This is a genomic window from Streptomyces sp. NPDC046887 (assembly GCF_040644755.1).
Lineage (GTDB): Bacteria > Actinomycetota > Actinomycetes > Streptomycetales > Streptomycetaceae > Streptomyces > Streptomyces lichenis.
Map to the genome: position 1 here is coordinate 1 of NZ_JBEYXH010000007.1, position 17,523 is coordinate 17,523.

At 72.8% G+C, this 17,523-nt stretch carries 10 protein-coding genes; 8 read left to right on the forward strand and 2 right to left on the reverse strand.

Translation table 11 applies throughout. The annotated features are described in order from the left end of the window. Positions 1–235 precede the first annotated feature (235 nt). The 4 genes from ABZ945_RS09580 (at position 236) to ABZ945_RS09595 (ending at position 8,878) form a co-directional block, all read left to right on the forward strand. The gene (locus ABZ945_RS09580; protein WP_361266410.1) at positions 236–2,152 is read left to right on the forward strand and encodes a non-ribosomal peptide synthetase; all 1,917 of its coding nucleotides are present in this window, start codon (positions 236–238) and stop codon (positions 2,150–2,152) included. Next, positions 2,145–6,752: an amino acid adenylation domain-containing protein gene (locus ABZ945_RS09585; RefSeq protein ID WP_361266412.1), complete on the forward strand. Its 4,608-nt coding sequence runs from the start codon at positions 2,145–2,147 to the stop codon at positions 6,750–6,752. The genes ABZ945_RS09580 and ABZ945_RS09585 overlap by 8 nt, the downstream gene beginning before the upstream one ends. Before the next feature lie 90 nt (positions 6,753–6,842). Then, positions 6,843–8,288, forward strand: coding sequence for an NAD(P)/FAD-dependent oxidoreductase (locus ABZ945_RS09590; RefSeq protein ID WP_361266414.1), 1,446 nt, complete (start codon positions 6,843–6,845; stop codon positions 8,286–8,288). Further along, positions 8,288–8,878 carry a pyridoxamine 5'-phosphate oxidase family protein gene (locus tag ABZ945_RS09595; protein WP_361266416.1) on the forward strand — a complete coding sequence of 197 codons (591 nt, stop codon included), beginning with the start codon at positions 8,288–8,290 and terminating at the stop codon, positions 8,876–8,878. Before ABZ945_RS09590 ends, ABZ945_RS09595 begins: the two co-directional genes overlap by 1 nt. On the opposite strand, the gene ABZ945_RS09600 is transcribed toward ABZ945_RS09595, so the two are convergent. After that, positions 8,832–9,767, reverse strand: a complete 936-nt coding sequence (locus ABZ945_RS09600) for a response regulator transcription factor (protein WP_361266418.1) — start codon at positions 9,765–9,767, stop codon at positions 8,832–8,834. The genes ABZ945_RS09595 and ABZ945_RS09600 overlap by 47 nt on opposite strands. A gap of 226 nt (positions 9,768–9,993) precedes the next feature. Between ABZ945_RS09600 and rfbB the strand changes: the two genes are divergently transcribed. The 4 genes from rfbB to ABZ945_RS09620 all read left to right on the forward strand — a co-directional run bounded on the left by rfbB (position 9,994) and on the right by ABZ945_RS09620 (position 15,844). Beyond that, the gene (gene rfbB / locus ABZ945_RS09605) at positions 9,994–10,989 is read left to right on the forward strand and encodes a dTDP-glucose 4,6-dehydratase (RefSeq protein ID WP_361266420.1); all 996 of its coding nucleotides are present in this window, start codon (positions 9,994–9,996) and stop codon (positions 10,987–10,989) included. Positions 10,990–11,020: 31 nt separating this feature from the next. Continuing rightward, on the forward strand, positions 11,021–12,652 hold the full coding sequence (locus ABZ945_RS09610; RefSeq protein WP_361266422.1) for an MFS transporter: 1,632 nt from the start codon (positions 11,021–11,023) through the stop codon (positions 12,650–12,652). Positions 12,653–12,776: 124 nt separating this feature from the next. Beyond that, positions 12,777–13,985 carry a methionine adenosyltransferase gene (gene metK, locus ABZ945_RS09615; RefSeq protein WP_361266424.1) on the forward strand — a complete coding sequence of 403 codons (1,209 nt, stop codon included), beginning with the start codon at positions 12,777–12,779 and terminating at the stop codon, positions 13,983–13,985. Positions 13,986–14,044: 59 nt separating this feature from the next. Further along, entirely contained in the window at positions 14,045–15,844 is a 1,800-nt protein-coding gene (locus ABZ945_RS09620) for a gamma-glutamyltransferase family protein (RefSeq protein ID WP_361266426.1), read from the forward strand. A 173-nt stretch (positions 15,845–16,017) separates the two neighbouring features. Here ABZ945_RS09620 and ABZ945_RS09625 read toward each other — a convergent pair whose 3' ends face one another. Next, positions 16,018–17,517 (reverse strand): FAD-binding protein, encoded by a 1,500-nt coding sequence (locus tag ABZ945_RS09625; RefSeq protein ID WP_361266428.1) that lies wholly within the window; start codon positions 17,515–17,517, stop codon positions 16,018–16,020. Between the last annotated feature and the right edge of the window lie 6 nt (positions 17,518–17,523).

Sequence of the window (17,523 nt, forward strand, 5' to 3'; positions counted from 1 at the left end):
CTCTTCCTCACCCCGCCCCCCCCCCCGGCACCCCCGCGGCCCGGCGCCCCCCGTGCGCCGGGCCGAGCCGCGTCCGGCCCCGGACGCCCGCGAACGCCCCGCCCCCGGACACACGGAAGCCCCCGGATCCGCGTCCGGCCCCAGGACGCCGGAAATCCCCCGTCCCCCCACGACCCATGGACCCCGGGCCGCGCGCCACCGCCGCGCCACGGCCCCCGAAGCCGCTGGAGTCACCATGCACACCACCGAAGCCACCCACGCTCCCGAGGACACCGTCGCCACTCCCGCCTCACGCGTCACCCCCACCCCGACCCTGCCCGCCCTCCCCTCCCTCCCCGCCGCCTTCGAGGCCGCCGCCGCGCAGGCCGGTGACCGGACCGCCGTGGAGTTCGGCGCCTCCTCGCTGACCTACCGCGAGCTGGACGCCGCCGCCAACCGGCTGGCCCGCCGGCTGCGCCAGGAGGGCGTGGCCACCGGCGACCGGGTGGGTGTGCAGCTGTCCCGCTCGCTGGAGCTGTACACCGTCCTGCTGGCCGTGCTGAAGGCCGGCGCGGTGCTGGTGCCGCTCAACCCGGCCCACCCGGTCGGCATCCGCCGGGAGATCGTCCGCGCGGCCGGGCTGCCGCTGACCCTGCGGGACGTGGCCGCCGGGCTGGGCTCGCTCACCGTGGAGCGGGACGTGCACGAGCTGATCGCCGACAGCGCCGAGCTGGACGACGGCCCGCTGGAGCCGGTGGACCCGGAGTCCACCGCGTACATCCTGTTCACCTCGGGCTCCACCGGGCAGCCCAAGGGGGTGCGCATCCCGCACCGGGCGATCTCCCGGGTGGCCGAGCACAACGGCGAGGCCGAGGTGCGCGCCGACGACGCCTTCCTCCAGCTCGCCCCGTACTCCTTCGCCGCCTCCACCACCGAGGTCTGGCTGAGCCTGCTGCACGGGGCGCGGGTGGTGGCCGCTCCCCCGCAGCTGCCCTCGCTGCCCGAGCTGGCCCGGATCATCACCGAACGCGAGGTCACCTTCCTCAATCTGCCGTGCGGGCTGTTCAACCTGCTGGTGGACGGCCACCCGGAGGCGCTGGCCGGGGTCCGCACGGTGATCGTCAGCGGTGACTTCCCCTCCCCGCCGCATCTGGCCAAGGCGCTGGAGGCGGTCGGCGGGACCGTCTTCAACGCCTACGGCTGCACCGAGAACTCGGCGCTCACCGCCGTCCACCCGCTGACCCAGGACGACATCCGCCGCCAGGTCTTCCCGGTCGGCCGGCCGCTGCCCGGGGTGGGGCTGCACGTCCTGGACGAGGAGCTGGCCCCGAGCGCCCCGGGCGAGATCGGCGAGCTGTGCATCGCCGGCGCCGGCGTGGCCCTCGGCTACCTCGACCAGCCGGAGCTGACCGCCGAGAAGTTCCCCGAGGTGGACGGGGTGCGGCTGCTGCGCACCGGGGACATGGCCCGCCGGACCGCCGACGGCGAGGTGGTGCTCGCCGGGCGGGCCGACCAGATGGTGAAGATCCGGGGCTACCGGGTGGAGCTGCGCGAGGTCGAACTCGCGGCCGAGAAGACCGGGTTGGTGGAGCGGGCGGTGGTCCGCGCGGTGAACGCCCAGGACCAGCTGAGGGAGCTGGTGCTGTTCTGCACCACCGCCGACGGACGGCCGCCCGGCACCGAGGAGCTGCTGTCCGAGCTGCGCGGGGTGCTGCCCGACTACATGCTGCCGGCCCGGGTGCACCACCTCTCCGAACTGCCGCTCAACCACAACGGCAAGCTGGACCGGATGGCGCTGGAGGAGCCGCGCGCCACCCTGGTCGAGCCGGCCGCGGGTGCGGCCCGCGCCGAGGCGGAGGACCCGGTGGCCTCCACCATCACCACCCTGCTGGCCGGGGCGACCGGCCGGGAACGGCTCGGCGCCGCCGACTCCTTCGTGCTCTCCGGCGCCAACTCGCTCCAGCTGATCCAGCTGGCCGCGAGCCTCCAGGAGGTGATGGGCGTGGATGTGCGCGCCGAGGACGTCTTCCGGCACGGCACCGCCCAGGCCCTGGCCGACCACATCCGCTCCCTCCGGGAGAACGGCACGGCCACGGGCCCCAAGACGGGCACGGAGACAGCCGCGACAGACGCGATACGCGAGAAGGGCACGGAGGTGACCGCTCATGACTGACCCCCTGCTGACCGTCGTCCTGGACCGCTGGCGGACCACCGCCGGCGACCCCGGGGCGGGCCCCGACGCACCCCTCACCGCCGCCCACGGCGAGGCCCTGGCCGCCGATCTGAGCGCCCTGCTGGGCCTGCCGGTCGCCGCCGAGGACATCGCCGGGTGCGGTACGCCGAGGGAGCTGGCGGAGCTGCTGCGCGAGCGCCGCTCGGGGACGCGTACGCCTGCCCCCGCGCAGGACCCCGTGAGCGACGAGGCCACCGCGGGCCAGGCCGGTATCTGGTACGCCTGCGAGTACGGCGACCCCACCGCGTACAACTCCCCGGTGCTGCTGCGGCTGCCCGGGGCGGTGGACCCGGAGGCGCTGCGGCGGGCGCTCACCGGGGTGGTGGCCCGGCACGAGAGCCTGCGCACCACCTTCGCCATGGAAGAGGCAGCGGAGGGCGCACGGCTGGTCCAGCACATCGCGGACAACCCCCGCTTCGGCTTCGCCACCGCCAAGGCCGCCGACGAGGACGAACTGACCAAGCTGGCGGCCGAGTTCGCCACCACCCGGTTCGATCTGCGGGCGGGCCCGCTGCTGGATGTGCTCGTCGTGTCCACCGGCTCCGGTCCGGACTCCGGCACCGCGCTGCTGGTCAACGTCCACCACGCGGTCTTCGACGGCTTCTCCTGGTCGGTGCTGCTGACCGAGTGGCTGGCCGCCTACCGGCTGCTGGCGGAGGGCCGGGAGGTTCCGGAGTCCCCCGCACCCACCCAGTTCCGCGAGGCGGTGGCCGCCCGGTCCCGCAGCGAGGAGCAGGAGCGGGCCTCGCTGGCCTACTGGACGGAGCATCTGGCCGACGCCCCGCCGCCGTTGGAGCTGACGCCCGACCGGCCGCGCAGCACCGGACCGGCCCGCACCGCCCGTACCGTACGCACGGTGCTGGACGGGTCCGAGGCCGACCGGCTGCGGGAGGCGGCGGCCGCCGGAGGGGTGACCCCGCTGGTGGTGCTGCTCACCGCGTACGCCCTGCTGCTGCACCGGCAGACCGGGCGGCGGGACCTGACCGTGGGCCTGCCGGTGTCGCTGCGCGACCGCGCGGCCGACCAGGCGGCGATCGGCCATCTGGTCAACACCGTGGTGCTGCGGCACCGGATCGGGCCCGAGGCCACCGGCCGGGAGCTGCTGGCGGCCACCCGGGACGAGGTGCTGGGCGCGATGCGCCACAAGGACACCGCGTTCGAGGACGTGGTGCGGGCGCTGGGCGCGGGCCGGGACGCGGGGCGCTCCCCGCTGTTCCAGACCATGGTGACGCTGATGCCCAAGGAGCGCCGGCTGCTCGGGTCCGAGGGCGCGGAGGCGTGGCACCACGTCAGCGGCGCGCCCAAGTACGACCTGGCGCTGATCGTCGAGGAGGGCGAACGGGAGCTGGGGCTGACCTTCGAGTACGACCCGGCCGTCTTCCGCCCGGGGACGGTGGAGCGGGTGGCCGCCCGGTTCCGCACCCTGCTGGCGGAGCTCACCGCCCGGCCGGACGCACCCGTCGCCGAGCTGGCCTGGGTGCCGGAGGAGGAGCTGTCCGAGCTGGCCGGGGTGTGGCACGGGGCGCCCGACGAGCGGGCGGCCCGGACCACGGTCACCGCGCTGTTCGAGGAACGGGCCGCGCGGGACCCGGAGGCCCCCGCCGTCGAGACCGTGGACGGCACGGTGCTGTCGTACGGGGAGCTGAACGCCGCCGCCAACCGGCTGGCCCGGGCGCTGGCCGCGCGGGGCGCGGGCCCGGGCACCCGGGTCGCGGTGCGGCTGGAGCGCGGCCCGGAAGCGGTCACCGCGCTGCTGGCGGTGCTCAAGGCGGGCGCCTCGGTCGTCCCGCTGGACCCGTCCTATCCGGCCGAGCGGACCGCCCTGGTGCTGGCCGACGCCCGCCCCGGGCTGCTGCTGGTCCCCGGCGACCAGGAGCTCGACGTACCGTCCGGCATCGAGCGCTTCGACCCGGCCGCCGAGAAGCGGGCGGTGGCCGGGCTGCCGGACGGCGATCTGCCGCACCGCCGCTCCCCCGGTGACGAGATGTACGTGGTGTACACCTCGGGCTCCACCGGCCGCCCCAAGGGCGTGGTGATCAACGATCTGACCCTCACCAACGTGGCCTACCAGCAAGCCGAGTTGTCCGGCCCGCACGCGGGCGCCTCGATGCTCCAGTACATGTCACTCGCCTTCGACGTCTCCTTCGAGGAGATCTTCGGCGCGCTGTGCGCCGGGGCGCCGCTGGTGCTGACCGACGAGGAGACGCGGACCGATCTGCACCGGCTGGCGCACCAGCTGCGCGAGCGCCGGGTGGCGCGGGTCTTCCTGCCGTACGCGGCCCTCCAGGAGCTGGCCTCGGTGGCGGTCCACGGCGGTATCGAGCTGCCGGACCTCAAGGAGGTGTACACCACCGGTGAGCAGCTGGTGGTCACCCCGCAGCTGCGCGAGTTCTTCGGCCGGCTGACGGACGCGGCGCTGGTCAACGCCTACGGCCCCTCGGAGGCCCATCTCTGCACCGCCTACCGGCTCCCGCCGGACCCGGCCGGCTGGCCGGAGCGCCCGCCCATCGGGCACACCGTGGGCGGAGTGCGGGCCTATGTGCTGGACGGCGACGGGCGGCCGGTGCCCTTCGGGGTGCCGGGCGAGCTGTATGTGGGCGGCCCGGTGCTCTCGCCGGGCTATCTCCATCTGCCCGAGCAGACCGAAGCCCGCTTCCTGCCCGATCCGTACACCGAAGAACCGGAGGGCCGCTTCTACCGCACCGGCGATCTGGTGCGCTGCGACCCGGACGAGGGCTTCACCCACCTCGGCCGGGCCGACGAGCAGATCAAGATCCGGGGCTACCGGATCGAGCCGGCCGAGGTGGAGGCCGCCCTGAACACCCTGCCGGGGGTGAGCGCCTCCGCGGTGGTGGCGGCCGAGTACGGACCCGGCGACCGCCGCCTGGTCGCCTTCCTCCGTACCGAAGAGACGGTCGACGAGCCGGAGTTGCGCCGGGCGCTGGCGCGGTCGCTCCCCGGCTATCTCGTTCCGTCCCGGTTCGCGGCCGTGCGGCGGCTGCCGCTCGGGCCGACCGGCAAGGTGGACCGGGCCGCACTGGCCGCCCGGGCCGCCGAGCTGCCTCCGCCCGTCCAGGACACCACCGAGTCACGGGAGTTGACCGAGACCGAGCAGAGCGTGGCAGCCATCTGGACCGAACTGCTGGACGGCTCGGCGGTCGGCCCGGACGACGACTTCTTCGCCCTGGGCGGCCACTCGCTGCTGGCGGTGCGGCTGCGCCAGCGGCTCCAGGAGGCGTACGGGACCGAGCTGCCGCTCAGCGCCCTGCTGGCCACCCCCACGGTCGCCGGTATGGCGGCCCGGGTGGAGGCGGCACTCAGCGGCGAGACCGTGGCCGACACCGGCCCCGACCTCTGGGCCGACACCCGGCTGCCGGACACCGTGGACCCGTCCCGGGCCGAGCGGCACGCCGACCCCGCCACCGCCGCCTCCGTGCTGCTCACCGGGGTCACCGGTTTCCTCGGCGTCTATCTGCTCCGCTCGTTGCTGGCGGACGGCCGCACCGTGCACTGCCTGGTGCGGGCTTCCTCCGCCGAGGAGGGCATGCAGCGGCTGCGGGAGAACGCCCGCCGCTACCGGGCCGACGACGGGCTCGACCTCAGCCGGGTAAGGGTGGTGGCAGGCGACCTGGCCGAGGAGCGGTTCGGGCTCGCCCCGGACGCGTACCGGGAGCTGGCCGGCTCGGTCGAGGCGGTGTACCACGCGGCGGCGCACATCAACTTCGCCGCCCCGTACGCCTCGGTGAAGCCGACCAATGTGGACGGCTTCGTCCGGGTCGCCGAGTTCTGCGCCGACACCGTGGTCAAGCCGCTCCATCTGATGTCCACGCTCGCGGTCTTCTCGCCCGAGGGCCCCTCCGACATCGACGAGGAGACGGTGCCGGAGACGCCCGAGCGGCTGGGCATCGGCTACGCGCAGAGCAAGTGGGTCGCCGAGCGGCTGGCGCTGGCGGCCCGGGAGCGCGGACTGCCGGTCACCGTGCACCGGATCGGGCGGATCGGCCCGGCCACCGGCACGGGGGCGATCCGCACCGATGACTTCTTCTGGCTCCAGGTGAAGAGCTTCCTGAAGCTGGGGATCGCCCCGGAGCGGCCGGGCCCGCCGGTGGATCTGCTGCCGGCGGACCTGGTGGCCGACGCGGTGGTGCTGCTGTCCCGCGCCGAGGCGGCGGCCAACGGCACCACCCATGTCTTCCATCCGGTCGGCATGGACTGGGAGACGGTCTTCGGGGCGCTGGCCTCCCTGGGCGCCCGGCCCCGTCCGGTGTCCGCCGAGGAGTGGCTGACGGCCCTGGAGTCAGGTCCGGCCGACTCCACCGACGCGGCCGGGAGCGGTGACCGCTCGCTGGCGAGCCTGGTGCCGCTGTTCCGGGAGGGCGTCATGGAGCTGGGCGACCACCGCTACGGCAACGAGTCCACCGTACGGCTGCTCAAGGAGCTGGGGCTGGAACTGCCGCCCGCCGACCCGTCCTGGATCACCGCGATGGTCCGCTACTTCGAGGAGACCGGACAGCTCGCCGCGGCGACGCACACCACGTGAGGAACCCGTCAGGAACGTCAGAAAGATCCGGACCGATCAGGACCGATCAGGCCGTCAGGACCCGTCAGGCAATCCGAGGAAGGACTCATCGTGTCAGAAGCCAGGCACCGCGTCAGGGCGGTCATCGTGGGAGCGGGCCCGGTGGGCTGCCTTCTCGCCATCGAGCTGCGCCGCCGGAACTTCGATGTCGAGATGCACGAGAAGCAGTCCGCCGAGGGGGCGGCCACCATCGGCACCGGCCGCTCCTTCAACCTGACCCTCACCCACCGGGGCACCAGCGCGCTCGACCCCGGACTGCGCCGCCGGATCTACGAGGTGGGGCAGATCCTGCGCAGCCGGGTGGTGCACCACCGGGACGGCTCGCTCACCCGGCAGCCGTACGGGGTCAACGGCGACCATCATCTGCTGTCGGTGCCGCGCGCCTCGCTCCAGGAGATCCTGCTGGAGAAGGCGCTGGAGGCCGGGGCGACCGTGCACTTCGGCCACGCCTGTGTGGCGGCCGACGCGCACCGTGCCGAGGCGGTGTTCGTCACCACCGACGGCGAGGTGTGCCGGGCGAGCGGGGACATCCTGATCGGCTGCGACGGCGCCAACAGCGCCCTGCGCCACGAACTGTCCAAGTCCGGGGCGCGGATGCAGATCCACCAGGAGTACATCCCGCACGGGCACGTGGAGTTGACCATGCGGGAGGAGACCTCCCGGCGGCTCAGCCCGGACGGGATGCATCTGTGGCCGCGCGGCGACCACTTCCTCCAGGCCCAGCCGAACCGGGACGGCTCCGCCACCACCACCCTGTTCATGCCGGTGGACAACCGGGGCAGCGAGCTGCGGTTCCGGTCCTTCGCCTGCCGCGGCGCGGTGCGGCAGCACTTCAGCCGGGAGTACCCGGACGTCGCGACTGCCCTGCCCCGGGCCACCGAGGAGGGCTGGGACGCGCGCCCCGCGCTGCTGAAGGTGGTGCGCTGCGCCCCGTACCACTACGGCCGGGCGGTGCTGGTCGGCGATGCCGCGCACACCATCGTCCCGTTCTACGGGCAGGGCATCAACTGCTCCTTCGAGGACGCCGAGGTGCTGTGCGGGCTGCTCGACCGGCATCTGGGCTTCCAGGGCGACCGGCACGCGGCGATCCAGGACGCGGTGGCGGACTTCAGCCGGCTGCGGGTGGGGCCGGGGCAGGCCATCGCGGACCTTTCCATGGCCAACCTGGAGGAGCTGAGCGCCCATATCGACGACGAGCTGTTCCATCTGCGCAAGGGGCTGGAGCGCCGGCTGCACCAGCGCTATCCGCGCGACTTCACCCAGCAGTACCAGCTGGTCGCCTTCACCCGTACCCCCTATGACGAGATCGTCCGGCGCGCCAAGCGGGACCGGCGGGTGCTGGACCTGCTGTGCGAGCGGTTCGACCCGAGGACGCAGGGGGACGAGATCATCGCCTCCTACCCGGAGTTCGCCCGCCGGCTGGGGATGCCGGTCCGTCAGGAGCCGGCGATGTCCTCCGGCCGCTCCGGCTCGCCGTCGCGACGAGGGGAGCTGTGATGACCGACCCGGCCCAGGCCCCCGGCCTTCTTCCGGACGACCATGCCTTCGGGGCCGTGGCCCCCGCCCCCGAGGGTGAACTCGACCCCCGCTACAGCGATCCGGCCGCCCGGGCCGCCCCCTGGGAGGAGACCCGGCGGCTGCTGGCCGAGGCCGAGCTGTACTGGATCGCCAGCATCCGCCCGGGCGCGGCGGAATCCGCACCGGGATCACCGGGGCCGCATGTGACGCCGGTGGCGGGCGCCTGGCACGAGGGGGCGCTCTGGTTCGTCTCGCTGCCGAGCGAACGCAAGGTGCTCAATCTGGTGGACAACCCCCGGTGCGCGCTGCTGACCGGGACCAACCGGATCTTCGACGGTACGGATGTGGTCCTGGAGGGGCGCGCGGTACGGGTGGTGGAGAAGGACCGGCTCGACGCGGCCGCCGAGGTGTTCCGGCACAAGTACGGGCCGCCCTGGGACTACGTGGTCGAGGACGGCACGCTCAGCGGCTCGGTCGGCCGGGCCTGGGCCTTCTCGGTGGCGCCGGAGAGGGTGTTCGCCTTCAGTAAGAACCCGATGGCCCAGACTCGTTGGCGTTTCGCACCCTGACCAGCCGGGGACGCCGTAAGGCCAGCGGATCGCCGCCGGCCCCCGCCGGGCGGGTCGGGCCGAGGGTCCCGGTGTCGGAGACGGCGGTGTCCTCCTCCGGCACCGGGACGCCGAACCGGAAGCCGACCCCGCGGATGGTGATGATCCACTCGCTGTTGCCGAGCTTGCCGCGCAGGCTGCTCACATGGGTGTCGATGGTCCGGCTGGCCTGGGCACTGATCCGGTGGCTGGCCGGGTAGTCCCAGACGTCGGACATCAACTCCTGCCGCTGGAATATCCGTTCGGGCTCCTGCGCCAGCTTGTGCAGCAGGTCGAACTCCTTGCGGGTGAGGGAGATGGCACGCCCGCCCAGACGCGCCTCCCGCCGCGGGGTGTCGATGACCAGCGGGCCGAACTCCAGGGCGGCGTCGTCCTCCTGCCCGGTCGGCTCGGCGCGGCGGCCCGGCCCGGTGCGCCGCATCACCGCCTTGATCCGGGCCACCAGCTCACGGGCCCGGTAGGGGATCTCCACGCAGTCGTCGCAGCCGGCCTCCAGCAGCAGCACCCGGTCCACCTCGGCGTCGGCGGCGGTGAAGCCGATGATCGGCAGATCGCTCTCCCGCCGTATCGCCTGGCAGAGGGAGACCCCGTCGAGGTCGGGCAGGTTGGTGTCCAGAAGCAGCAGGTCGCACTCCTGGTAGGACTCCAGTACGTCCCTGCCGCGCGGGGCGCTCCAGGCGTCGAAGCCATGGCGCCGCATGTCCTGTTTCAGTGCCTCGGTCGAGGGGCAGTCGGAGGCCACCAGGATGCGTGGTCTGGAGTGGCCGAAGCCACCCCGCTGCACCGGAGTGACCAGCGTGGGCTCGGTTTCTGCGGTGAGTCTGCGGATATTCCCGTCCTCGACAGACACAACAAGTCTCCCTGTCCGTGAAGTCCTGCTGTCATGCGGATGTGGCCGAATCGTGCTGCGCAACCGCCTTCCCCGATTCCACCGCGCCATGCGCCGCTGAATTACGGATCATCCCTGCCGAATACACATGTAAGCGGCACCGTTTCCGGTCACGGCCCGGAGATCATATTCCGCTTACCGTCCGGGGCGGTTCGCCCTCTCAGACCCATGGAGAAAGGAGTGTGCCGTGCCCACCCGCATCCTTGTCACCGGAGGCGCCGGCTTCATCGGATCGCACTACGTCAGGACGGTGCTGGCTGCCGACAGTGAGGCGGCCGTCACCGTGCTCGACCGCCTCACCTACGCGGCCAACCCGGCCAACCTCGCCTCGGTGCGCGACCATCCGGGATTCCGCTTCATCGAGGCGGACATCTGCGACCCGCACGCGGTGGACCGCGCGGTCGCCGAGGCGGACGAGATCGTGCACTTCGCGGCGGAGACCCATGTGGACCGGTCGATCGCCGGCGGGGCGGAGTTCGTCCGCACCAACGTCCTCGGCACCCAGGTGCTGCTGGAGGCCGCCGTACGGCACGGGGTGGAGCGCTTCGTCCACGTTTCGACCGACGAGGTCTACGGCTCCATCGCCCAGGGCTCCTGGTCCGAGTCCTTCCCGCTGCGGCCCAGCTCGCCCTACTCGGCGTCGAAGGCCTCCAGCGATCTGCTGGCGCTCAGTTACCACACCACCCATGGACTGGATGTCAGCATCACCCGCTGCTGCAACAATTACGGACCCTGCCAATTCCCCGAGAAAATCATCCCGCTATTCACCACCCGTTTGTTGAACGGGGAATCAGTTCCGCTTTACGGGACGGGGGAGAACACCCGGGAGTGGATTCATGTGGACGACCATGTGGCCGCGCTGGAGCGGGTGCGGCTGTCCGGCCGCCCGGGGCGCGCGTACAACATCGGCAGCGGGGTCGAGCTGACCAACCGGGAGCTGGTCGGGCTGCTGCTGGAGCAGTGCGGCCGGGGCTGGGACGCGGTGGAGGAGGTCACCGACCGCCTGGGCCACGATCTGCGCTACTCGGTCGAGACCACCCGTATCCGGAAGGAGTTGGGCTGGGAGCCGGTCCGCGACTTCCGTACCGCTCTGGCCGAGACCGTCGACTGGTACCGGGTACACGAGGACTGGTGGCCCTGGGAGCCGGCCCCGACGCCGCTCTCCCGGACCCCGGCCGCCTGACCCGGGTCGTACCCCAACCCACGGAGCGCTGATGACATCCGCATCCACCCCCGAGCCGGACGCCACCGGCCCCGACGACGCCACCGAGTCCGGTGGACCGCGCGCCGGAGCCAGGGAGTGGCTGGGACTCGCCGTCCTGGCCTTACCCGCCATGCTGATCGTGATGGACATGACGGTGCTGCACCTGGCCGTCCCCCATCTCAGCGCGGACCTCGGCCCCACCGGCAACGAACTGCTCTGGATCACCGACATCTACGGCTTCCTGGTGGCCGGCTTCCTGATCACCATGGGCAATCTGGGTGACCGGATCGGCCGGCGGAAGCTGCTGCTGGCCGGCGCCGGCGCCTTCGCCGCGGCCTCCGTACTGGCCGCCTACTCCAGCAGCCCCGAGACCCTGATCACCGCCCGTGCCCTGCTGGGCCTGGCCGGGGCGACCCTGATGCCGTCCACCCTGTCGCTGCTCCGGGTGATGTTCCTGGACGAACGGCAGCGGACCATCGCCATCTCCGCCTGGATGATGTGCTTCACCGTGGGCGCCTCGATCGGCCCGCTGGTCGGCGGGGTGGTCCTGGAGCACTACTGGTGGGGCTCGGTCTTCCTCATCGGGGTGCCGGTGATGGTGCTGCTGCTGGTCCTCGGACCGGTGCTGCTGCCCGAGTACAAGTCCCCGTCGGCCGGGAAACTGGACCTGGCCAGCTCGGTGCTCTCGCTGGCCGCGGTGCTGCCGGTGGTGTACGGGATCAAGCAGCTCACCCGGGACGGTCTGGGCGTGCTCCCGGTGCTGGCCCTGCTGGTCGGCATCGCCGCGGGCGCGGTCTTCCTGCGCCGCCAGCGCACCCTGGAGGACCCGTTCATCGACCTGGAGCTGTTCCACGAGACGCGCTTCCGGGTCTCGCTCGGCGCCCTGGCCACCCTGTCGTTCGTGATGTTCGGCATCAACCTGTTCATCGTGCAGTCCCTCCAGCTGGTGCACGGGCTCTCCCCACTGGAGGCGGGCCTGTGGAGCCTGCCCGGCAGCCTGGGCGGCGTGGTCGGCGCGACCGCCGCCATCGCTGCGCTGCGCTGGGTGCGCCCGGCGTATGTGATGGCCGCCGTGCTGGCCGTCGCCGCGCTCGGCGCCCTGCTGGTCGCCCTGGCCGGACGGGACTTCGCGCTGCTGGTGACGGGGCTGGCCGTGATGTCCACCGGCATCGCCCCGGCGCTCAACCTGGGCACCGACATGGTGGTCGGCTCCGCTCCCCCGGAGCGGGCGGGCGCCGCCTCCGCGGTCTCCGAGACCAGCAACGAGTTCGGCGGCGCGCTGGGCCTGGCCGTACTGGGCAGCATCGGCACCGCCGTGTACCGGTCCGGAGTCGAGGAGAACGCCCCCGCCGACCTGCCCGCCTCGGCCGCCGAACCGGCCCAGGACACCCTGGCCAAGGCGCTCTCCGCGGCCGAGGAGCTGCGCGGGGCCATGGCCGACCGCCTGGTGGACACCGCCCGGGAGGCCTTCACCAGCGGACTGACCGTCATCGCCCTGGTCGCCGCCCTGCTGGTCGCGGTCTCCGCGGTGCTGGTCGGCACCATGCTGCGACACGTCCGCCCCAACGAGGACCAGGACGGCACGGAGGACGAGCGCAAGGAAGCCCCCGAGCGCACCGACGCCGCCACCCGAGCCGGCTGACCGCGCCCTTCCCGTACCGACAACGATCGCGGCCGCCCCCGGTCCCTCGCCGGGCCCGGAGGCGGCCGCCCCCGCACCCGCCCGACCCTCCCCCGTACCGCCCCCGAAAGGAGACCTGGAGACCATGCCACGCCGCCTGTTCACCTCGGAGTCCGTGACCGAGGGCCACCCCGACAAGATCGCTGACCAGATCAGCGACACCATCCTGGACGCCCTGCTGAGGGAGGACCCCACCTCGCGGGTCGCCGTGGAGACCCTGATCACCACCGGCCTGGTGCACGTCGCCGGCGAGGTGACGACCAAGGCCTACGCCGACATCGCCACCCTGGTGCGGGGCAAGATCCTGGAGATCGGCTACGACACCTCCAAGAAGGGCTTCGACGGCGCCTCCTGCGGCGTTTCGGTCTCCATCGGCGCCCAGTCCCCCGACATCGCCCAGGGCGTGGACACCGCCTACGAGAAGCGCGTCGAGGGCGACCAGGACGAGCTGGACAAGCAGGGCGCCGGCGACCAGGGGCTGATGTTCGGCTACGCCTCGGACGAGACCCCCGCGCTGATACCGCTCCCCATCCACCTCGCCCACCGGCTCTCCCACCGGCTCACCGAGGTCCGCAAGAACGGCACCGTCCCCTACCTCCGCCCGGACGGCAAGACCCAGGTCACCATCGAGTACGACGGCGACAAGGCCGTCCGCCTGGACACCGTCGTCGTCTCCTCCCAGCACGCCTCCGACATCGACCTGGACTCCCTACTGGCCCCCGACATCCGCGAGTTCGTCGTGGAGCACGTCCTCGGCCAGCTGCTGGAGGACGGCATCAAGCTGGAGACCGAGGGCTACCGGCTGCTGGTCAATCCCACCGGGCGGTTCGAGATCGGCGGCCCGATGGGCGACGCCGGGCTGACCGGCCGGAAGATCATCATCGACACCTACGGCGGGATGGCCCGCCACGGCGGTGGCGCCTTCTCCGGCAAGGACCCGTCCAAGGTGGACCGCTCGGCCGCCTACGCCATGCGCTGGGTCGCCAAGAACGTGGTGGCCGCCGGTCTCGCCTCGCGCTGCGAGGTCCAGGTCGCCTACGCCATCGGCAAGGCCGAGCCGGTCGGCCTCTTCGTGGAGACCTTCGGCACCGAGAAGACCGACGTCTCCCGGATCGAGCAGGCCATCACCGAGGTCTTCGACCTGCGCCCGGCCGCGATCATCCGCGACCTGGACCTGCTGCGGCCCATCTACGCCCACACCGCCGCGTACGGCCACTTCGGCCGCGAGCACCCCGACTTCACCTGGGAGCGCACCGACCGCGTAGCCGCCTTGCGCACCGCCGCCGGCCTGTAGACCCGCCAGCCGGGAACAACCCACACACCCACCCACACCGACCGAGAAGAGGTACCCCATTGAACGCGGGCAGGCCGCAACTGGCCGGAACCTTCGGCGCCGTCTCCTCCACCCACTGGCTTCCCTCCGCCGCCGCCATGTCGGTCCTGGAGCAGGGCGGCAACGCCTTCGACGCGGTCGCCGCCGCCGGCTTCGTACTCCAGGTGGTGGAACCGCACTACAACGGCCTCGGCGGGGACGTGCCGATCGTCTCCTACCAGGCCTCCACCGGCCGGGTGCAGGTGGTGTGCGGTCAGGGTCCCACGCCCCGGGGCGCCACCATCGAGGCCATCACCGGACTGGGTCTGGACCAGGTCCCGGGCTCCGGGCTGCTGCCGGCCGTGGTGCCCGGGGCGTTCGGTGCCTGGATGCGGCTGCTCGCCGAGCACGGCACGCTCCCGCTCGACCGGATCCTCGAACACGCCATCGGCTACGCGGAGCACGGCTTCCCGCTGCTGACCAGCACCGCCGACGCCATCGAGGTGCTCGCCCCGCTCTTCGCCTCCGAGTGGACCGAGTCCGCCCGGGTGTATCTGCCGAACGGGCGTCCGCCCGCCGCCGGTTCGCGGTTCCGCAACCCGGCCCTGGCCGGCACCTACCAGCGGCTGCTACGGGAGGCCCAGGCCGCCGGCGGTGACCGCGAGGCCCAGATCGCCGCCGCCGAGCGGGCGTTCTACCAGGGCTTCGTCGCCGAGGCGGTGGACGCCTTCGTGCCCCGCACCGAGGTCCTGGACTCCACCGGCCGCCGCCACAAGGGCCTGCTGACCGGGCAGGACATGGCCGACTGGCGGGCCACCGTGGAGGACTCCGTCTCCCTCACCTACCGGGGTTACGAGGTCCACAAGCCCGGCATCTGGTCCCAGAGCCCGGTCTTCCTCCAGCAACTCGCCCTGCTGGAGGGCTTCGACCTGCGGCGGATGGGCCTGGACAGCGCCGAGTACGTGCACACCGTGGCCGAGTGCGCCAAGCTCGCCTTCGCCGACCGCGAGGCCTGGTACGGCGACCCCGACCACGCCGACATCCCGCTGACCACCCTGCTCAGCCCCGCGTACACCGCCGAACGCCGCGCCCTCCTCGAAGCGAAGGCGGCCGGCACCCTGCGCCCCGGCTCCCCGGACGGCCGCACCCCGCACATCCCCGCCCAGGTGGCTCAGGAGCCGACCGAGGCGCTGGAGCACTGGGAGCGGCAGATCCGCAACGGACTGCCCACCGTGGTCAAGGCCACCGCCGCACGGAACGACACCTGCACCGTGGTGGTCGCCGACCGGTTCGGCAACATGGTGGCGGCGGTGCCCAGCGGCGGCTGGCTCAAGTCCAGCCCCGTCGTCCCCGGCACCGGCATCTCCCTGGGCACCCGGGCCCAGACCATGACCCTGGAGCCGGGCCACCCCAACTCCTTCGGCCCCGGCCGCCGTCCGCGCACCACGCTCAGCCCGAGCCTGGTCCTCAAGGACGGCCGCCCGGTGCTGGCCTTCGGCACCCCCGGCGGTGACCGCCAGGACCAGTGGACCCTGGGCTTCTTCCTCGCGGCGACCGACTTCGGCCATGACCTCCAGACCGCGACGGAGACCCTGGCCTTCCACACCGACCACTTCGCCTCCTCGTTCACCCCGCACGAGTCCCGCCCGAGGACCCTGGTGGTGGAGGAGACCGTGGACCCGGAGGTGGTGGAGGAGCTGCGCACCCGCGGCCACGAGGTCGAGCTGGCCCCCGCGAACACCCTCGGCAAGGTGTGCGCCGTCGGCCACGACCCCGACCAGGACCTGCTGCTGGCCGCCGCCAGCCCCCGAGGCCGCCAGACCTACGCCATAGCCCGCTGACCCGCCCCGCCCCCGTCCGCCCAAGGCGGAGGAACGACGGAGGGAGGACCCGGACCGTCACGTCCGGACCCTCCCTCCGTTCCCCTCCATCCCGGCCGGGGGCCGCCCGGGCCGGGGCCGCCAGGACTTTGCGGTCCCAGCCCAGGACCCCTCAGTCCCCAGCCCAGGACCCCTCAGTCCCGGTGGCCGAAGACCCCCTGCCCCGGGGTCAGCACCCCGTCCGGGTCGTAACGGCGCTTGGCCGCGCGCAGCTTCGGCCAGGCGTCGCCGAAGTGGGCGCGCCAGTCCCGGGCGGTCATCGGCACCGAGCCGATCGGGTACAGCGTCCCGCCGTACTCGTCCCGGGTGCGGGCGTACAGCCGCTCGTTGCGGGCCAGCATCTCCGCCACGTACCCGGGGTCCACATCCGGGCCCTCGGCGACCGTGTTGATGTCGATGACGAACATCCATGGCGAGGCGCCGGCCTCCGGGACCCGGGGCAGCGGGCGGCCCTTCTCGGAGCGCCGCTGCGGATAGAGCAGCCCGGCGCCCAACGGCCCGATGTCCTTCGGGGTGAGCGTCTTCAGCACGTCCCCGAGGTAGCGCTCCACGGTCTCACCGGGCAGCCAGACGTCGAACCAGGGCTTGACCAGCCGGTCCCAGCCCTGAGTGGCGCGCACCTCGTCGATCAGGGTGTCGATCGAGAAGACGTATTCCAGGTACCCGGTGTCCTGGATCTCCGGGGTGGCCGACACCCCGGCGAGCAGCGGGCCGTCCTTCGGTGGGGCGGCGGGCTCATGGAAGACGGTGGCGTGGATGGTGTACGTCGGTGAGGTGCCGGAGCTGGTGAACTCCGCGTATACATGGTCGATGCCGGAACGCTCGATAAGGGTGCGCAGATCGCGGAAGAAGCGCGCGTTGTCGTCGTAGCCGAGCAGATAGGTGCGGGCGCGTTCCTTGGCCGGAATGAGGTCGAGGACCGCCTTGGTGATGATCCCGCACTGGCCGAGCCCGCCCAGTACCGCGTCGAACAGGTCGCTCCTGCGGCGGCGGGAGCAGCGCACCACCTCTCCCGTGCCGGTGACGACCTCCAGTTCGCGGACATGGTCCACCTGGAGCCCGGAGTCCAGGCCGCCGACGATGCCGCCGATGCCCCCGACGGAGAGGGTGCCGCCCACGGTGAGCTGGGTGTAGCCGGTGAGCACCGGCGGGGTGCGCCGCGGGGTGCGCGCGAAGGCGGCCTTGGCCAGCTCCATCCAGTGGATGCCGGCGTCCACCTCGGCGCGGTCGGCGGTGAGTGAGTGGATGCGCCGCAGTGAGCGCATCTCGATGACCAGCCCGTCGGCGAGGCCCTGCCCGTAGGTGGTGTGGGCCTGTCCGCGCGGGGCGACCGGGACGCGGTGCTCGCGGCAGAAGCGCACCATCCGGGACACATCCCGCACCGAGCCCGGGCGGAGCACCGCGCGCGGCCGCTGGTGGACGATGTTGCCCAGGTCGGTGGTGACCGCGTCGCGGGAGGCCGCGTCGAGCGCCAACTCGCCGTCCAGCTCGGGCACTCGGGTGAACGACGACCGTCCGGGGCGGGCCGCCGCCTCGGCCCGGGTGACCCAGCCGCCGCCGAGCGGGTCGAAGCCCACCACGACCGCGGCGGCCCCGGCTCCGGCGCCGGTGAGAAAGGCACGGCGCCCGATCATCCCGCC